Source organism: Prevotella sp. oral taxon 313 (assembly GCF_003043935.1).
Lineage (GTDB): Bacteria > Bacteroidota > Bacteroidia > Bacteroidales > Bacteroidaceae > Prevotella > Prevotella jejuni.
Window position 1 is genome coordinate 1,435,479 of record NZ_PYXE01000001.1, and the last position, 16,763, is coordinate 1,452,241.

Annotated in this window: 14 protein-coding genes; 6 read left to right on the forward strand and 8 right to left on the reverse strand. The window is 41.7% G+C overall.

The features are described 5' to 3' along the window. The first annotated feature begins 38 nt into the window (after positions 1–38). Entirely contained in the window at positions 39–2,732 is a 2,694-nt protein-coding gene (locus AXF23_RS05540) for a valine--tRNA ligase (protein WP_107624597.1), read from the forward strand. 94 nt (positions 2,733–2,826) lie between these two features. Here AXF23_RS05540 and AXF23_RS05545 read toward each other — a convergent pair whose 3' ends face one another. Together AXF23_RS05545 and nth are read right to left on the reverse strand one after the other, a co-directional pair. Beyond that, on the reverse strand, positions 2,827–3,537 hold the full coding sequence (locus tag AXF23_RS05545) for a DUF2461 domain-containing protein (RefSeq protein ID WP_107624598.1): 711 nt from the start codon (positions 3,535–3,537) through the stop codon (positions 2,827–2,829). Between the two features lie 48 nt (positions 3,538–3,585). Then, positions 3,586–4,233, reverse strand: coding sequence for an endonuclease III (gene nth / locus AXF23_RS05550; RefSeq protein WP_009010809.1), 648 nt, complete (start codon positions 4,231–4,233; stop codon positions 3,586–3,588). Positions 4,234–4,353: 120 nt separating this feature from the next. On the opposite strand from nth, the gene AXF23_RS05555 reads away from it, so the two are divergent. Further along, positions 4,354–4,575: a hypothetical protein gene (locus AXF23_RS05555; RefSeq protein ID WP_009010810.1), complete on the forward strand. Its 222-nt coding sequence runs from the start codon at positions 4,354–4,356 to the stop codon at positions 4,573–4,575. A 421-nt stretch (positions 4,576–4,996) separates the two neighbouring features. Here AXF23_RS05555 and AXF23_RS05560 read toward each other — a convergent pair whose 3' ends face one another. Beyond that, positions 4,997–6,259, reverse strand: a complete 1,263-nt coding sequence (locus AXF23_RS05560) for an Nramp family divalent metal transporter (protein WP_107624599.1) — start codon at positions 6,257–6,259, stop codon at positions 4,997–4,999. A gap of 755 nt (positions 6,260–7,014) precedes the next feature. On the opposite strand from AXF23_RS05560, the gene AXF23_RS05565 reads away from it, so the two are divergent. The 4 genes from AXF23_RS05565 to AXF23_RS05580 are packed head-to-tail and all read left to right on the forward strand — an operon-like array spanning position 7,015 to position 11,349. Further along, entirely contained in the window at positions 7,015–8,733 is a 1,719-nt protein-coding gene (locus AXF23_RS05565) for a glutamine--tRNA ligase/YqeY domain fusion protein (RefSeq protein WP_009010813.1), read from the forward strand. A 17-nt stretch (positions 8,734–8,750) separates the two neighbouring features. Further along, on the forward strand, positions 8,751–9,944 hold the full coding sequence (locus tag AXF23_RS05570; protein ID WP_107624600.1) for a tetratricopeptide repeat protein: 1,194 nt from the start codon (positions 8,751–8,753) through the stop codon (positions 9,942–9,944). Between the two features lie 31 nt (positions 9,945–9,975). Further along, entirely contained in the window at positions 9,976–10,620 is a 645-nt protein-coding gene (locus AXF23_RS05575; protein WP_107624601.1) for a DedA family protein, read from the forward strand. Between the two features lie 42 nt (positions 10,621–10,662). Next, positions 10,663–11,349, forward strand: a complete 687-nt coding sequence (locus tag AXF23_RS05580; RefSeq protein ID WP_107624602.1) for a sigma-70 family RNA polymerase sigma factor — start codon at positions 10,663–10,665, stop codon at positions 11,347–11,349. Positions 11,350–11,372: 23 nt separating this feature from the next. Here the strand turns inward: AXF23_RS05580 and AXF23_RS05585 are convergent, their stop codons facing one another. The 5 genes from AXF23_RS05585 to aspS all read right to left on the reverse strand — a co-directional run bounded on the left by AXF23_RS05585 (position 11,373) and on the right by aspS (position 16,682). Beyond that, the gene (locus tag AXF23_RS05585; RefSeq protein WP_107624603.1) at positions 11,373–12,404 is read right to left on the reverse strand and encodes an esterase-like activity of phytase family protein; all 1,032 of its coding nucleotides are present in this window, start codon (positions 12,402–12,404) and stop codon (positions 11,373–11,375) included. A gap of 405 nt (positions 12,405–12,809) precedes the next feature. Next, positions 12,810–13,877 (reverse strand): mannose-1-phosphate guanylyltransferase, encoded by a 1,068-nt coding sequence (locus tag AXF23_RS05590; protein ID WP_107624604.1) that lies wholly within the window; start codon positions 13,875–13,877, stop codon positions 12,810–12,812. A gap of 127 nt (positions 13,878–14,004) precedes the next feature. After that, a complete protein-coding gene (locus tag AXF23_RS05595; RefSeq protein ID WP_107624605.1) occupies positions 14,005–14,334 on the reverse strand; it encodes a hypothetical protein in 330 nt (109 codons plus the stop codon). 63 nt (positions 14,335–14,397) lie between these two features. Beyond that, complete coding sequence (locus AXF23_RS05600) at positions 14,398–14,679, reverse strand: winged helix-turn-helix domain-containing protein (RefSeq protein ID WP_009010820.1); 282 nt, start codon at positions 14,677–14,679, stop codon at positions 14,398–14,400. Between the two features lie 245 nt (positions 14,680–14,924). Then, positions 14,925–16,682, reverse strand: a complete 1,758-nt coding sequence (gene aspS, locus AXF23_RS05605) for an aspartate--tRNA ligase (protein WP_107624606.1) — start codon at positions 16,680–16,682, stop codon at positions 14,925–14,927. Positions 16,683–16,763 lie beyond the last annotated feature (81 nt).

The following is a 16,763-nucleotide window of genomic DNA, read 5'->3' on the forward strand; positions in this document are numbered from 1 at the left end:
ATTTTAATGATAATAAAGAAATAATAATATACGAAACAATGGAATTAGCAAGCAAGTACGACCCACAGATAGTGGAGTCTAAATGGTACCAGTACTGGCTGGACAACAAGCTTTTCAGTTCTAAGCCTGATGGCCGTGAGCCTTACACCGTGGTTATCCCACCACCAAACGTTACAGGTGTGCTCCACATGGGACACATGCTTAACAACACGATACAGGACATCTTGGTAAGACGTGCACGCATGGAAGGTAAGAATGCATGCTGGGTACCAGGCACCGACCACGCAAGTATTGCTACAGAAGCAAAGGTTGTGAACCGTCTCGCAGAGCAAGGTATAAAGAAGACCGACCTCAGTCGTGAGCAATTCCTTGAACATGCATGGGATTGGACACACGAGCATGGAGGCATCATCCTCAAGCAGTTGCGTCGACTTGGTTGCTCATGTGATTGGGACCGCACGGCCTTCACGATGGATGACACTCGTAGTAAGAGTGTTATCAAAGTGTTCTGCGACCTCTATAAGAAGGGTTATATCTATCGTGGTGTACGAATGGTTAACTGGGACCCACAGGCCCAGACGGCCCTTTCTGATGAAGAGGTAATCTACAAGGATGAGCACTCTAAGCTCTATCACCTTAAGTATTATGTTGCAAAAGAAGACCAAGCTAAGGTTGAGCGCAAGGACGAAGGCAACGTAATACACAAGGATGATAAGGGTTACTATGCCGTTGTTGCAACCACTCGACCAGAGACTATCATGGGCGATTCAGCTATGTGTATCAATCCAGAGGATGTTAAGAATACATGGTTGAAGGGTCTTCATGTTATCGTTCCATTGGTAAATCGTGTCATCCCAGTCATCGAAGACACCTATGTAGACATCCAGTTCGGTACGGGTTGTTTGAAGGTTACACCTGCACATGACGTTAACGACCATGCACTTGGCCTGAAGCACGGATTGGAAACAATTGATATTTTCAACGATAATGGTACGATCTCTGAGGCAGCTGGCTTGTATGTTGGTCAGGATCGTATGGATGTTCGTAAGCAGATAGCAAAGGACTTGGAGGCAGCAGGGCTGATGGAGAAGGTTGAAGACTATGATAATAAAGTCGGATACTCAGAGCGTACGCACGTACCTATCGAGCCAAAGCTCTCTACACAATGGTTCTTAAAGATGCAGCACTTTGCTGACATTGCCCTTGGACCAGTTATGGACGATGATATAGAGTTCTATCCAAAGAAGTACAAGAACACTTATCGCCACTGGTTAGAGAACATCAAGGACTGGTGTATCAGTCGTCAGCTATGGTGGGGACACCGTATTCCAGCTTACTACTTCAAGGACACTGAGGGTAAGAACGCTACTGTTGTGGCAGAAACGGCTGAGGAAGCATTGAAGTTAGCACAGGAGATTAATCCTTCCATCACATCATCTGACCTCGAACAAGAGAGCGACTGTATGGATACATGGTTCTCAAGCTGGTTGTGGCCAATCTCTGTATTCGATGGAATCAATAACCCTAACAACGAAGAAATCAACTACTACTACCCTACCAGCGACCTTGTTACGGGGCCAGACATCATCTTCTTCTGGGTAGCACGTATGATTATGGCAGGCTATGAGTATCGTGGCAAGTTCCCATTCAAGCATGTTTACTTCACAGGTATAGTACGAGATAAACTCGGCCGAAAGATGAGTAAGAGTCTTGGCAACTCTCCTGACCCTATCATGTTGATAGAGAAGTATGGTGCTGATGGTGTTCGTATGGGTATGATGTTGTCTGCTCCTGCAGGCAACGACATCCTCTTCGACGAGACTCTCTGTGAGCAAGGTCGTAACTTCAACAATAAGATTTGGAATGCTTTCCGCCTCGTTCAAGGTTGGGAAACAGCCAATGCTGAACAGCCATTAGCCAACAAGATTGCCGTTGAATGGTTCGATGCAAAGTTGAAGGAAGTAAACGCTGAGATGAATGAACAGTTCAAGAGCTATCGCATCTCAGAAGCTTTAATGACTGTTTACCGCCTCTTCTGGGATGAATTCTCAAGTTGGTACTTAGAGATGATCAAGCCTGAATACGGCAAGCCAATCGATAAGACCACCTATCAAGCTACTCTTAAGTTCTTCGACACACTATTGAAGATGCTCCATCCATTCATGCCTTTCATTACTGAAGAGTTGTGGCAGCACATCTATGACCGCAAGGATAACGAGAGCATCATGCGTGATGAACTCAAACTTGACGTTCCAAGCAAGGAAGAGTTGGCACTTATCGAGTCCATTGAACAGGTTAAAGCAATCGTCAGCGGTGTGAGAACCGTACGTAATCAGAAGAACATCGCACCAAAGGTAGAGTTGGAACTGGACGTAATCGGCCAGAACAATTATGAAGCTTATAACAGTGTTATCATTAAGATGGCTAACTTAAAGGCTATCGAGGTAGTAACTGAGAAGCGTGGTGACGCATCTGGTTTCATGGTAGGAACCGACAGCTTCGCAGTACCAGTAGGCGACTTGATTGACGTTGCGGCCGAGATTGAGAAGCAGGAGAAGGAACTCAAGCATCTTGAAGGCTTCCTCATTGGTATCAAGAAGAAGCTCTCTAACGAGAAGTTCGTGGCCAATGCACCAGAAGCAGTTATCGAACGCGAGCGTAAGAAGCAGAGCGATTCTGAAGAGAAGATTGCTGCTTTGAAGGCAAGTCTTGAGGAATTGAGAAAGAAGTAATTGTTATCTCTTTGGCTAATGCACCCATTAGCCAAAGCGTTTTAGTAAGTATAAAAATAAAGAGGAATGTCTTTGCGTTCCTCTTTATTTGTTTCTATTCATAATCATCTACCACGTTATTAATGAAGTCCATCATCGGCTTACCCGTCTTGCAGATGTGTTTCAACTGTTCAACCCATCCTTCTCCATCAAAGAAGTCATCAGGCACAGACACCCAACAGCAGTAGTCCTTCATTCGAAGATACTGGAGATACTCATAGTCCTTGGGGAATCCCTTTGGAACAGTCTTCAAAGCAGCAAGTCCAAAACCCTTCTCACTAACCTTATCGTCCGTCCACTCGCCCTCATTGGGTCGTCCGAACAAATTGACAAAACCCTCATTCTCAACATCCTTACGCCATTCATCAATATTCGCCATGATTTCATTGCGGCATGACGTCAGTATGTTTGTAGGCAACCAATAACAACCTACAGCTATCAAGCAGTTCCCAGGCTGAAGATGTAGATAGTAACCACCACGCAAAGCCTTCCTACCATGTGCACAGATGTATGCACCCAAATGGCGTTTATACGGACTTTTATCGGGTGAGAAACGTACATCACGATAGAAACGGTAGGTGCAATCCTTTGCTGTCAGGTGTGACACCTCCTCATCAAAGGTTGCTAAACAAGCTATAACTTTGTCGACTCCCTGCTCAAAGTCGGCTTTTACCGCATCATACTCAGCCTTATGTTCTTGAAACCACTGCCTATTGTTGTTCGCAGCAATACCTTTCAAGAAGTGCATTATCTTCTTTGTATTCATTTTCTTCTTATATTATATCCTTTTAATCCTTTACCTTTTTAAGTCTTCTTACAGCTTACTATTCTCCAATAACTTAGGACACATGTCATCAAAGGGACAATGTTCACAATCGGGCTTCGCACTCTTACAGACATAACGTCCATGAAGTAATATCCAATGGTGAGCATCCGTAACCTCCTCAGTAGGGATATTCTTCATCAGATAATCCTCAACTTTTCGAGGCGTATTTGCCGTTGAGGGGACCAGGCCCAAGCGGTGACTAACACGATAAACATGCGTATCGACAGCCAATGTTGGCTTGCCAAACCACACAGCTTGTATGACATTTGCCGTCTTACGACCTACACCTGGTAGTGTAATGAGTGCATTTGGGTCAGAAGGAACCTCCCCTCCAAACTTCTCTACCAGCATCTTTGACATCTCAACCAAGTGCTTTGCCTTTGAATTAGGGTAAGAGACACTCTTCACATAATCAAATATTTCATCCGAGGTGGCCGTTGCCATTGTCTTTGCATCAGGATAATGGCGGAACAATTCGGGTGTAATTGCATTAATACGCTTATCCGTACACTGTGCAGAAAGCAGTGTCGCACAAAGCAATTGGAATGCTGAACCGAAATTAAGCTCCGTTGACACGTGTCCAACATGCTTACGGAAATAATTCAGTGCATAGTCGTACCTTTCTTTTCTTGTCATCTTGTTCTTATTAACTTTATACAGCTATATTTACTGCAAAGTTACTGAAAACTTAGAGATAATTTGGTTCTTTACGAAACTTAATGTACTTTTGCATCAGAAATAAAAAACTATTTAATTATGACAACTCCAATGATAGGATTGATTGCACTGCTTATCATCGCACTGATTGGCTGGGTAATCGCAGAACTTAAGGATAAGTGCGTTACGTTCGAACACTCTGAAGAAGAGGCAGAAGGCGAGGAAGAGATGAAAGAAGCCTACGAAGCACATGGTGGAAGAGAGCTAAATCTGAAAGACTTGCTTGCACATAACAGTACAAACGGCTACAAGTCTATCTAAGATTAAATAGCATATACCATAACTAACGGGAATGATATCGTTGTATCATTCCCGTTTTCTTTGTTTTATAACCTGTCCTATAAAATCGACATAAAGAAACTTTACCACAATAGACTACATGCTTCATTGAATTGAAAATATCTTACATTCAAGATAGGAAACGCCCCCTTTACTACCACACTATATCGAGTAAAATCATCACCATAATCATCAATGAATCAAACAGTTGTGATTAGCATTAAAGAAGACGCCTAACTACATTAAAGAAGGGCGTTAACTACATGCAAGAAAACGCCCTTCTTCATCATTGCAAAGGCCTAATTGAAACACTGTCGGGCCTCATCTCATTTCGAGTCGATGATTTTATTTTACAAAAACTGATTTTACTATTATATGAAAACCATCTTATAACCTACCAACACTATGACACACTCTCTATCAAGAGCCATATATTAAGAAAGGTGACAATACCTGCTAATGAGTAAAGGAAACACATGTTCAACTTGCTATTAGCGTACTTACCCATCACTCTCTTAGAGGATGTCAAGCCTACTTGTAGGAAGACTGTGAACGGAAGTTGTACTGATAGAAACATCTGAGAGATGATTAATCCCTTAAATGGGTCACCAATAAAGAATATCATGAGGAGGGCTACACCCAACGAGAGGACTATCCCGACAATGGAGTGCGTATCCTTCGCATTATATGACTCTCCAAAAAGTCCTGAAAAGATACTACCTGCAGCCATACCGCTGGTTATCGTACTTGATATACCAGCCAGAAGTAAGGCGATAGCGAAGATGTTTGCAGCATTGTTACCCAACAGTGGCTGTAACATCGCTTGTGCTTGAGAAAGCTCATCGACGTGCTGACCATGTGAGAAGAACGTACTCGCTGCCAAAAGAATCATCGCTGAGTTAATTGCCCAGCCCACTATCATAGAGAAAAGAGTGTCGACAAACTCAAATCTCAACATGTGACGAATGCGCTCATCACCCTTCAAATGAATCTCACGGCTCTGTACTATCTCTGAATGAAGGAATAAGTTATGGGGCATGACAACGGCTCCTAACACACTCATAATAATCAAAAGCGACCCCTGAGGGACGGTTGGTACGAATGCTCCCTCTATGGCTGCAGGCCAATGAATGTCTAATAAAAAGAGTTCATAGATAAAGGACAAGCCTATCATTGACACAAAACCAATGATGGCACGTTCCATCTTCTTATAGCTATTCGTAAACAACATGATTAATACAGCTGCTGTTGTGAGGACCGAACCCGTAGGAATACTTATCCCAAAGAGCATCTGTAGGGCTATAGCACCACCCAATATCTCGGCCAAAGAGGTAGAGATACTGGCCAAAATAGCACTCACAATAATCGGACGACCAACCCATTTTGGGGCATACTTAACAGCGGCTTCGCTAAGGCAGAGACCAGTCACAATACCAAGATGGGCTACATTATGCTGCAAAGCAATCAGCATAATCGTTGAAAGGGTTACCACCCATAGCAGTGCATACCCATACTCAGAGCCGGCTGCAAAGTTACTTGCCCAGTTACCAGGGTCAATAAACCCTACTGTCACTAACAGACCAGGGCCAATAAACTTAAATATATCTAAGGCTCCCAACACTCGTGGGTGGTCCTTACGACGTAGTTCTTTTAATATATTCTTCATCTTTTCTTAGTTTGTATGCAAAGATACGATTTCTATATGACAATCTACAAGATACAAACGAAATATTGAAAAAAATACAAGGGAGTGTAAGTTAGTTTAGAGAGATGCCCTCACTAATATAATAAACATAAACGAAAGTAATTCTGTTACAGCCCAATAGGCGAATAACAAAAGAATGAAACGAATCGTTAAAATAAGCTTTGAATAGTCTACTATACACCTACATATAAAATAACAAACCGTTCGAATAAACTATAAAGAAAATTATAAGCATAACTCTAAACAAACTTAAACTTATAAACTGAATATTGTAAACAAAATTAACAAGCTTCAAAACTACTGAAAACAAAAATGCCCTACGCTTCACAGCGATGGGCATTCAATCTCAATAGGTATTAGTTTCTTTAAGGTAAAAAGATTGTATTCAGGATAACGAATGCAAAGATAGGGCATTATTTTTATATGTGCAAACTTTTATGCAACTTTTTTATCAATAATGAAACATTTGTTATTGCACATATACTAAACGTACACATATTACTTATTTACCTTTATTAAACATTAAAAAAAGGGTACAAGAAAAGCTTACATTTCGTTACTGAAACAACAATTAGGCTTTCAAAGCGTTACACAACAAAGAGTTTATAAACTTATTTTTTAACATCATTGCAGATTGAACACCATTATTTATAGTAAAGTGCATCATAAACGAGAAAAAATAAGTAACTTTGCAGCATAATAATAAATAGGAAAATATGACTACGATAGAGAACAACACCAATGAAGAAAAGCGTAGCTTGAGCTTCGTTGAACAGCTGGTAGAGGAAGACCTTGCTAAAGGTAAGAATGGTGGACGTATTCAGACACGATTCCCGCCAGAGCCTAACGGCTATCTTCACATTGGTCATGCGAAAGCGATTTGCATGGACTTCGGTGTAGCAGAAAACTATAATGGTATTTGTAATCTCCGCTTTGATGATACTAACCCAAGCAAGGAGAATAATGAATATGTGGAGAATATCCTTCATGATATTAGCTGGCTTGGATTCAAATGGGGCAATATCTATTATGCAAGTGACTACTTCGAGAAGTTGTGGGATTTTGCTATTTGGATGATAAAGAAAGGCTTGGCATACGTTGATGAGCAGACTGCTGAACAGATAGCAACACAGAAAGGTACACCAACAACCCCTGGTACGGCATCACCTTACCGTGACCGTCCTATCGAGGAGAGCCTTGCACTGTTTGAACAAATGAACACTCCTGAGGCTGTGGAAGGAAGTATGGTGCTACGTGCTAAGCTTGATATGGCCAATCCTAACATGCACTTCCGTGATCCAATCATATATAGAATCATTCAAATACCACACCATCGTACAGGTACAAAATGGCATTGTTATCCAATGTATGACTTTGCGCATGGTCAAAGCGACTACTTTGAAGGTGTCACCCACTCTATCTGTACACTTGAGTTCGTACCTCACCGCCCTCTTTACGATAAGTTTATTGATTTCTTAAAGGAGAGCGATGGCACTGATGATAACTTATCTGATAACCGTCCACGACAGATAGAGTTCAACCGCTTAAACCTTACTTATACAGTAATGTCTAAGCGTAAGCTCCATACATTAGTAGATGAGAACTTCGTTAAGGGATGGGATGATCCACGTATGCCGACCCTCTGTGGTATGCGTCGTCGTGGTTATTCACCAGAGTCTATACGCAACTTCATTGACTCTATCGGCTACACCAAATTTGATGCCCTCAATGACGTTGCATTGTTAGAGGCTGCTGTACGTGACGACTTAAATAAGAAGGCTACCCGTGTTAGTGCTGTTCTCGACCCTGTAAAACTCGTTATTACCAACTATCCAGAGGGTAAGACCGAAGAAATGGAGGCTATCAACAACCCTGAGAATGAGGCGGATGGTTCACATACCATCACTTTCTCAAAGAATCTATGGATTGAACGCGCTGACTTTATGGAGGATGCTCCAAAGAAGTTCTTCCGTATGACACCTGGTAAAGAGGTCAGACTGAAGAATGCATACATCGTTAAATGTACCGGTTGTACCAAGGATGCAGAGGGAAACATCGTTGAGATACAAGCAGAATACGATGCAGACAGTAAGAGCGGTATGCAAGGTGCTGACCGCAAGGTGAAAGGTACACTTCATTGGGTTAGTGCTGACCACTGCTTAAAAGCTGAGGTTCGCGAATACGACCGTCTGTTCAATATAGAAAACCCATCTGCTGATGAGCGTGACTTCCGTGAGCTTCTTAACCCAGAGAGCCTTACCGTGCGCACAGAATGCTATGTTGAGCAGTATCTCTCAGAGAAGAAACCAGGCGACTACTTGCAGTTCCAGCGCACAGGATACTTTATGCTCGACCCAGACACAACGCCTGATCACCTCGTGTTCAACAAGACTGTCGGCTTGAAAGATACTTGGGCAAAAAAGGCTAAAGCATAACTAAAGGAAATTAAGAGTTGGATATATACTATCAAAGTGATAAGTTCAAGCAGTTGCTTCGTAGGTATGAAGACCTGCAGAAAAATATTAGCAGTGAGTTCCTCGACCCCGAGGAACTAACTGATATTGCGGAGTTCTTTCATTATATGGGTGATGATCAAGAGGCTATGGAGGCTATAGACATGGCCATTAAAATAGACCCTCTTGCCGTTATCCCACGTACCTTTAAAGCACGTATGGCACTACTGTGCGACAAGGACCCACAACTCGCAAACAAGATTGCAGAGACGATTATTGACAAGAACGACCCTGACTACGAATACCTTAAGGCTGAGATAATGATCGTTGACAATAAGGTTGCTGCTGCTGATAGCTTCCTTAAGAATGTTTATGACGATATTATAGACCCTGAGGAGAGAGCAGGTATGGCCCTTGATGTCGCTGCCCTCTTCTCTGACTATGAGGAGATGGAGTATGCAGAGACGTGGTTGAACCGTTCAAATAAGACTGAAGAGAACGATTACAAAGAGATTCGTGCACACATCCTCAAGAGCCGTGGAGAGTATAAAGAGAGTGAGTTGATTTTGAACGAATTACTTGATAGCAATCCTTACTCAGGTCCTTACTGGAACCAACTGGCACAGAGTCAACTTTTAAGGAACGACATCAATGAGGCTATTACCTCAAGTGAGTACTCAATAGCCATAAATCCTGAAGATGAGGAGGCCATCTTGAATAAAGCAAATGGGCTTTTTGCGCTTGGTAACTATGAGGAAGCTCTGAAGTACTTCGAGCGTTATAAGAAGCTAAGTCATGAACAGGATAAATCGTTAGTAGATATTTCTATTGGTCATATATACCTCTCACAAAGGGATATACACAATGCTCAACAACATTTTCAGATGGCTTTAGAGGAGGCACCAGACAAGAATATGGCAATCATCCAAATGGGGTGTTCAAGCTTTGACAATGGTTATATAGAATATGCCTACCATCTCTTTAGCACCCTTTTACCAAGTTTAGGGGATGATTGGGACATTGGCTATGGCTTTCTTGCACGCTGTTGCTATGAATTAAAGAAGAAGAGAGAGTTCAAGAAGTACCTGCGTCAAGCTGTAGAAAAGAACCCAGAAGAATGTATTGACGTACTTTCAGACCTCTATCCAGAAGGGACAAATCCGAAAGACTATCCCTCGTTTAATATTTTATAACCCATTAGAATAAAAGAAATAACATACTATTATGAGTTTTATCACATCCATGCTTGGTCATCTCAACTATGGCACCATCTTCGTCTTGATGCTTCTTGAAAGTACAGTTATCCCTGTTCCTTCAGAATTAGTTGTAGCTCCTGCAGCCTATCATGCTGCTGGAGGGAATCTTGATATGTGGTTGGTAATTCTTTTCTCCACCTTAGGAGCAGATGTAGGAGCTACTATAAACTATCTTGCCGGATGGTATCTTGGACGTCCAATTATCTATAAGTTTGCAAATAGTAAATGGGGACATTTATGCTTGTTGAACCAAGAGAAGGTTGAAAAAAGCGAAAGATACTTTGAGAAACATGGTATGGTTGCCACTATCACAGGCCGCCTCTTGCCAGGTATTCGCCATCTCATCTCTATCCCAGCAGGCTTATCAAGGATGAACTATTGGAAGTTCTTGCTCTACACTACCATTGGTGCGGGTGCATGGCATAGTATCCTTGCTCTTTTAGGACACTATATGCATGCCTTCGTACCCGAGGAGCAGCTCAATGAGAAAATCTTAGAGTACGGAGAATACATAAAGTTTGGCTTGATAATCATAGTTATCATTGTTTGTCTTTACTTCCTTCTCAAATGGTATATCAAGAAGAAGAAGGCTGATAACAAGCAGGTTAAATAAGTAGAATGTGGTTTTATAGCATAAAATAAAAACTCTTTTTTTATGACATCAAACGAGAAATACATCGAAGAGATAGTCCATGAGCAACTCCTTTCAGATAAAGAAGAACAAGAGTTGGCCGAGAAGATAAAGATTGGGGACGCTATGGCCTTAGAGAAACTGACAAAGGCTAATTTGAAGTTTGTCGTCTCTTTGGCACATCAATACCGTAACCGTGGATTGGGAGAAGACGACCTTATCAGCGAGGGAAATATTGGTATGATGTATGCAGCCCAACGGTTTGATGGTAAGAAGGGTGTGCGTTTTGTTGTCTTCGCGGCTCCTTACATCCGTAAGGCAATGGAGGAAGCTATCAAGGAACAGTCTACACTATACAAGCTCCCTAAGAACGAGAAGAATAAATACGAGAAGATACGCTCACGAGCACTGTCTATTGACCAGCCAGTCCCCGTAGGAAGTAACAATAACTTTACTCTTCAACACATCCTTGAGAACGAGAATGCCAAGCAAACAGACGACCAGCTTAATCAAGATATCCTCAGTAATGAGATACAAAAAGGGTTGGATGTACTCGACGAGCGTGAGAAACGCATCATTACTTACATCTATGGACTAACTGGCTCACACTACACAATGGCAGAGATTGCCGAAGAGATGGGCCTAAAACGTGAACGTGTACGACAGATAAGAGACAAGGCTTTACGCAAGCTACATAAGAAGATGAAGTAAGAACGGTATTAGACACATAGCTGTCAACGAATAACAACCGTACGAAACCAGTCTCTTAAGACTCCACCATACTGGTCTTGACTATCCGCACAAAGCACTATAACTTGGCTTCCGTCCATTAGATGGGGGCCAAGACACATCCCTTCATAATTCGCAAGGTTCTGATGAAACAGACTTAAAGAGGTCTTCCACGTTGCAATCAACACTTTCTTCATATAAGGACTACTGGTATCAAGCACTTTATCTTGGCTGATAGTCACTGATTGAATAGGGTTTACACAATATATCTTATTGACCACATACGAGCCAAACTTACTTGGTGTAACTAAGAACTCACGCTCTAAAACAAGCAAACATCCATTATCTAATGCCGCCATAGCAGGTACTCCCATTGCATAATTAGCTGCAGAAGGATGATTATCAGGCGCATCCATCAAATAAGCATACTGTTCTTTAGCAACGAAAGTATCATCAAAGCTTTGAAAGCGAAGCCTATTCTTCACTTGATTCTTTGCATCAGCTTGCTTGCCATCAGGCCTCAACGTACTCTCAGAAGTTGTCCAGAAACGATGAGTATGAGTGTTATAAGTTAATGCTTCAAAGCTATATGCAGGCGTAGCAGTACTAAACACAGAAGGTATAGACAATCCCCTACCCGTCTGTTTACCATTCAGTCCATATTCCAAAACCGTATTATCTGCTTCACGAGATATCCATAACGTACTATCCTTTGGGAAGAAAGCAATCCCCTCCTCATCTTTATTCATCTCACCCGACGAACGAAAGCCTTCATTAACAATGTCTTTAATATCACCACTAACAGTATCTATCTGTATACGAAAGAGGAAGAACCCACTATCTGAAGCCTTATCAGAAACAACAGCATAGTGGTCTCCACCCAACCATGTCAGTCCGCTATAGTTTCCCTTAGGTACTGTTCGCTGAAAATAATGCTGTGGATTGACTCTTACAAGCCGTGGAACCTGTGCAAAGACTGTAAAGGGAAAACATAAAACAAAGCTTATAATGTACCTAAACTTTAGTATCATACTCACAAATATATATTTTTAAGTTACCTGACAAATACTCTTTTATAAACCAATCATTAAAGGTCTATTATATATGATAAGGACTAATAGGCTCTATCCGTCCCTCACCTTTCTATGTGAAGAACCTCCTTATAAGGAATACATAGGCTTATCATCACATTATATAACGACAGAATAAAATCAACAGAATAATAGACTCGATCTTACAACAGCCCTTTAATGAATAAAGTCCATAATGATAACGTTCAAAATTAACCTACTATAATAAAAAAGATATGCGTAGGACCAGTTTATAAAACCTGTACCTACGCAAACTATTCATGCTCAATAGAAATCAAATCTGTAAAAGATATGCTCGAACTCTGACCTTATCTCCCTTTCCTTGAACAATAGAAAGGAACACAAATGAGCCTATCCCTCTCCTGTGAACTGCTTCAGACGCTGCTCTTCAGACAAACGACAAATAAGAAGTTTACCCTCTTGTTCTGCAACGATATAGCCATCAAGGCCCTGAATAACAACTTTTTTCTCTTCCGTTGTATGTACTATACAATTCTTACTATCAAAGAGATGGACATCAGTTCCTATAACAGCATTACCATAGATATCATGCTTTGTCTGTGCAAGTAACGAACCCCAAGTACCTAAATCACTCCATCCAAAGTCAGCAGGACACACGAATATCTCTTCAGCCTTCTCCATAATAGCATAGTCAACAGAGATATTCTCACATTCTGGATAGACCTCATCGATAACACGCTGTTCGTCAGGTGTATCCAAGATGTCCATAACCCGCTCGAATATTCTTGCTATACTTGGCTGATAAATACGGAAGGCATTAACAATAGTCGAAGCACTCCAGATAAAGATACCAGCATTCCAAAAGAAGTTACTTTGCTTAATATACTGCTCAGCAGTCTCTAAGTCAGGCTTTTCACGGAACTGATCAACACGGTATATCTCACGGTTACGAGCAGAGGCAGTGGACAAGTCGGCTTGTATATAGCCATACCCCGTCTCAGGACGAGTAGGTTTCATACCCAAGGTAACGACAGCATCCGTCTCAGCCGTGAACTTCAAGCAGTTAGAGACTACCCGTTTAAATTCATTCTCATTCGTCACGATATGATCACTTGGCGACACCACGATATTTGCCTTTGGGTTCTCTTTCTTGATGCGCCAGCTCACGTATGCAATACAAGGAGCGGTATTGCGACGGCAAGGTTCGCTCAGAATATGGTTCAAAGGTATCTCTGGCAATTGTTCATGAACCAAAGACACATACTTCTGATTAGTAACAACCCACACATTGTCCGCTGAGACAACACCAGAAAAGCGGTCATACGTCAGCTGAATAAGCGTTCTTCCTACTCCTAAGACATCAATAAACTGTTTAGGACAGTCTGCAGTGCTCATCGGCCAGAACCTACCTCCTACTCCACCGGCCATGATTACGAGATGATTATCAGTTTGCGCCATAACTTATAAGCAATGAATTAATATGCTTGCAAATATACAAATAAAAAAGAACAACGGCAATAATTAATGTAGCTTTTTATTTTTTAGTACTGTTTATACGGATTTCTCAAAGCTACAAGGACATTTATTAGTCATCAAAGAGGCTCAGACTCTGGTCCACAATGGGTTTCTCTTTATAAACTTCTGGTTCATCATGGAATTGGAAAAGTAGCTGCTCAGATAGTTGATTATTAGCATTGAGTTTATAAACTCCTTTCTTATTCTTAGCTAAAAGAGCGTTCGCAGTCTTGCTATTCTTCAAAAGATACGATTGAACATACCTACGAACCTCGTCTTGATCGATAGGATTAAAAAACGAGTTACAAGCATTAAAGACATGACGGGAGATATTCTGTACAGAAAGTCCCTCGTCGCCTGCTTCAGCAAGAACCCGTAATATTTCCTTATCGTACTGCATAAAAAAAGGGAGCCTATACACTTATCATACAGACTCCCTCCTTTGTTATGATAATTACTCTAATTAAGCAAGAGTAACCTTGTCGTTTTCACCTTTCACTTTACCCTCCTTGAAGAGCCATCCTATACCAAGATAAGCCTCTTCAGAACTAATCTTTGCAGCCTTAACAATCTCTGCAACAGTCAAAGCCTTAGCTTCGGCAGCAAGAGCATTGTAAACATCACCGGCCTTAAAACCAACATTCTCTGCGTTAATAGCTACAACTGCTTTCTTTGCAGGGGCCTTCTTAGCAGGAGCTTTCTTTACTGCTTTAGGAGCAGACTTAACTTCTTTCTTTTCTGTCATAGTTATACACAATTAAAGTATTGTTCAAGCAATCGAATATTATCTAATTTGTTTTTATCTGCAACTATTACTTTTATAAACATTAAAAGAGATATTAATCATCTACTATTGAACGTTACTAATCATTTGCAAAAGTACATCAAATAATTCAAAGTATCAAATACTTACGACGAAAAGTAAAAGATTTTGAATGCTTTAGGACTCTCCTCTTGTTTTTTTTGATGTATATCAACCAAATAGGAGGATTAGTCCTTTAAGTCTAACTTAATCTCTAACTCGTCTAACTGTTTCTGGTCAATAAACGAAGGAGCATCCAACATGACATCACGTCCACTATTGTTCTTAGGGAACGCAATACAGTCACGGATTGAGTCAAGACCTGCCATGATACTTACAAAGCGGTCAAGACCGAAAGCAAGACCTGCATGAGGTGGCGCTCCATACTTGAAGGCATTCATCAAGAAGCCAAACTGTGCCTTAGCACTCTCTGGTGTGAAGCCGAGAACCTCAAACATTTTCTCTTGCAACTGCGTATCGTGAATACGAAGTGAGCCTCCACCAACTTCTATACCATTACATACAAAGTCGTAAGCCTTCGCACGTACTTGTTCTGGATGTTCGTCTAACAGGGGGATATCCTCTGGGTGTGGCATCGTGAATGGATGGTGTGTTGCCATCAATCGCTGCTCTTCATCACTCCACTCAAACAATGGGAAATCAACAATCCACAGACACTTAAAGACATTCTTATCACGAAGTCCTAAGCGATCGCCCATTTCAAGACGCAAAGAACACAGTTGTACACGTGTCTTGTTTGCGTTGTTACCAGAAAGAATCAACACGAGGTCGCCATCCTTAGCACCAGTTGTTTCCTTAACTTTCAGCAACTGCTCCTCTGTATAGAACTTATCAATAGAACTCTTAACAGTACCGTCTGCATTATACTTGATGAAGACAAGGCCTTGAGCACCTACCTGTGGACGCTTTACAAAGTCGGTCAATTCATTTAGCTGCTTACGACTATAATCAGCACAACCAGGAACAACAATACCCCCGATGTAGACAGCCTCATCAAATACTGAGAATGAACCAGTACCCTTTAGGTCGTCCATTAACTCAACAAACTCCATACCGAAGCGCAAATCAGGCTTATCAGAACCAAAACGTTTCATGGCATCATGCCATTTCATCTGCTCAAGTTTTGGTAGTTCAACACCGCGAATCTCACGGAAAAGATGGCGTGCCATTTCCTCGAACAAGTTGATAACATCCTCCTGATCAACAAATGACATCTCACAGTCTATCTGTGTAAACTCTGGCTGACGGTCGGCACGCAAGTCCTCATCACGGAAGCATTTCGCTATTTGGAAATAACGATCAAAACCCGCTACCATCAACAACTGCTTCAAAGTCTGTGGACTCTGTGGTAGTGCATAGAACTGACCAGGGTTCATACGTGATGGAACCACGAAGTCACGTGCACCCTCTGGGGTAGACCCAATAAGGATAGGAGTCTCCACTTCCATAAACTTTTCGGCATCAAGGAAGTTACGAATGAGTATCGTCATACGATGACGCAGCTCCAAGTTCTTGCGCACTGCCTCACGACGAAGGTCTAAGTAGCGATACTTCATACGAAGGTCATCACCACCGTCTGTGTTTTCTTCTATTGTGAAAGGAGGAGTCTGAGAACTGCTAAGCACCTTCAGTTCCTTAGCAATAATCTCAATGTCACCTGTTGGAATCTTGTTGTTCTTACTCTGACGCTCGTTGACAACACCCTTAACTTGGATGCAATACTCACGTCCCAACTTATTAGCTTCGCCACAAAGGTCTGCATTATCGGCCTCATTGAAGACTAACTGGGTAATACCATAGCGGTCGCGAAGGTCGACAAAAGTCATACCTCCCATTTTACGTGCGCGCTGTACCCATCCCGCGAGGGTAACCTCCTTGCCTGCATCCGACAGGCGCAGCTCTCCACAAGTATTTGTTCTATACATACCTTATATTATATGTTTTATTATATTTCGCCGTTTCAATTAACAAAAGGGGAAATCTTTACCCCAACTGTTCGGTTTAAT

Excerpts from the sequence above, each read along its gene's own strand:
- AXF23_RS05590 (WP_107624604.1), bottom strand. The coding sequence starts at position 13,877 with ATGGCGCAAACTGATAATCATCTCGTAATCATGGCCGGTGGAGTAGGA.
- AXF23_RS05545 (WP_107624598.1), bottom strand. The coding sequence starts at position 3,537 with ATGAATACAAAGAAGATAATGCACTTCTTGAAAGGTATTGCTGCGAAC.
- AXF23_RS05580 (WP_107624602.1), top strand. The coding sequence starts at position 10,663 with ATGACATCAAACGAGAAATACATCGAAGAGATAGTCCATGAGCAACTC.
- AXF23_RS05540 (WP_107624597.1), top strand. The coding sequence starts at position 39 with ATGGAATTAGCAAGCAAGTACGACCCACAGATAGTGGAGTCTAAATGG.
- AXF23_RS05595 (WP_107624605.1), bottom strand. The coding sequence starts at position 14,334 with ATGCAGTACGATAAGGAAATATTACGGGTTCTTGCTGAAGCAGGCGAC.
- AXF23_RS05600 (WP_009010820.1), bottom strand. The coding sequence starts at position 14,679 with ATGACAGAAAAGAAAGAAGTTAAGTCTGCTCCTAAAGCAGTAAAGAAA.
- nth (WP_009010809.1), bottom strand. The coding sequence starts at position 4,233 with ATGACAAGAAAAGAAAGGTACGACTATGCACTGAATTATTTCCGTAAG.
- AXF23_RS05575 (WP_107624601.1), top strand. The coding sequence starts at position 9,976 with ATGAGTTTTATCACATCCATGCTTGGTCATCTCAACTATGGCACCATC.
- AXF23_RS05565 (WP_009010813.1), top strand. The coding sequence starts at position 7,015 with ATGACTACGATAGAGAACAACACCAATGAAGAAAAGCGTAGCTTGAGC.
- aspS (WP_107624606.1), bottom strand. The coding sequence starts at position 16,682 with ATGTATAGAACAAATACTTGTGGAGAGCTGCGCCTGTCGGATGCAGGC.
- AXF23_RS05555 (WP_009010810.1), top strand. The coding sequence starts at position 4,354 with ATGACAACTCCAATGATAGGATTGATTGCACTGCTTATCATCGCACTG.
- AXF23_RS05560 (WP_107624599.1), bottom strand. The coding sequence starts at position 6,259 with ATGAAGAATATATTAAAAGAACTACGTCGTAAGGACCACCCACGAGTG.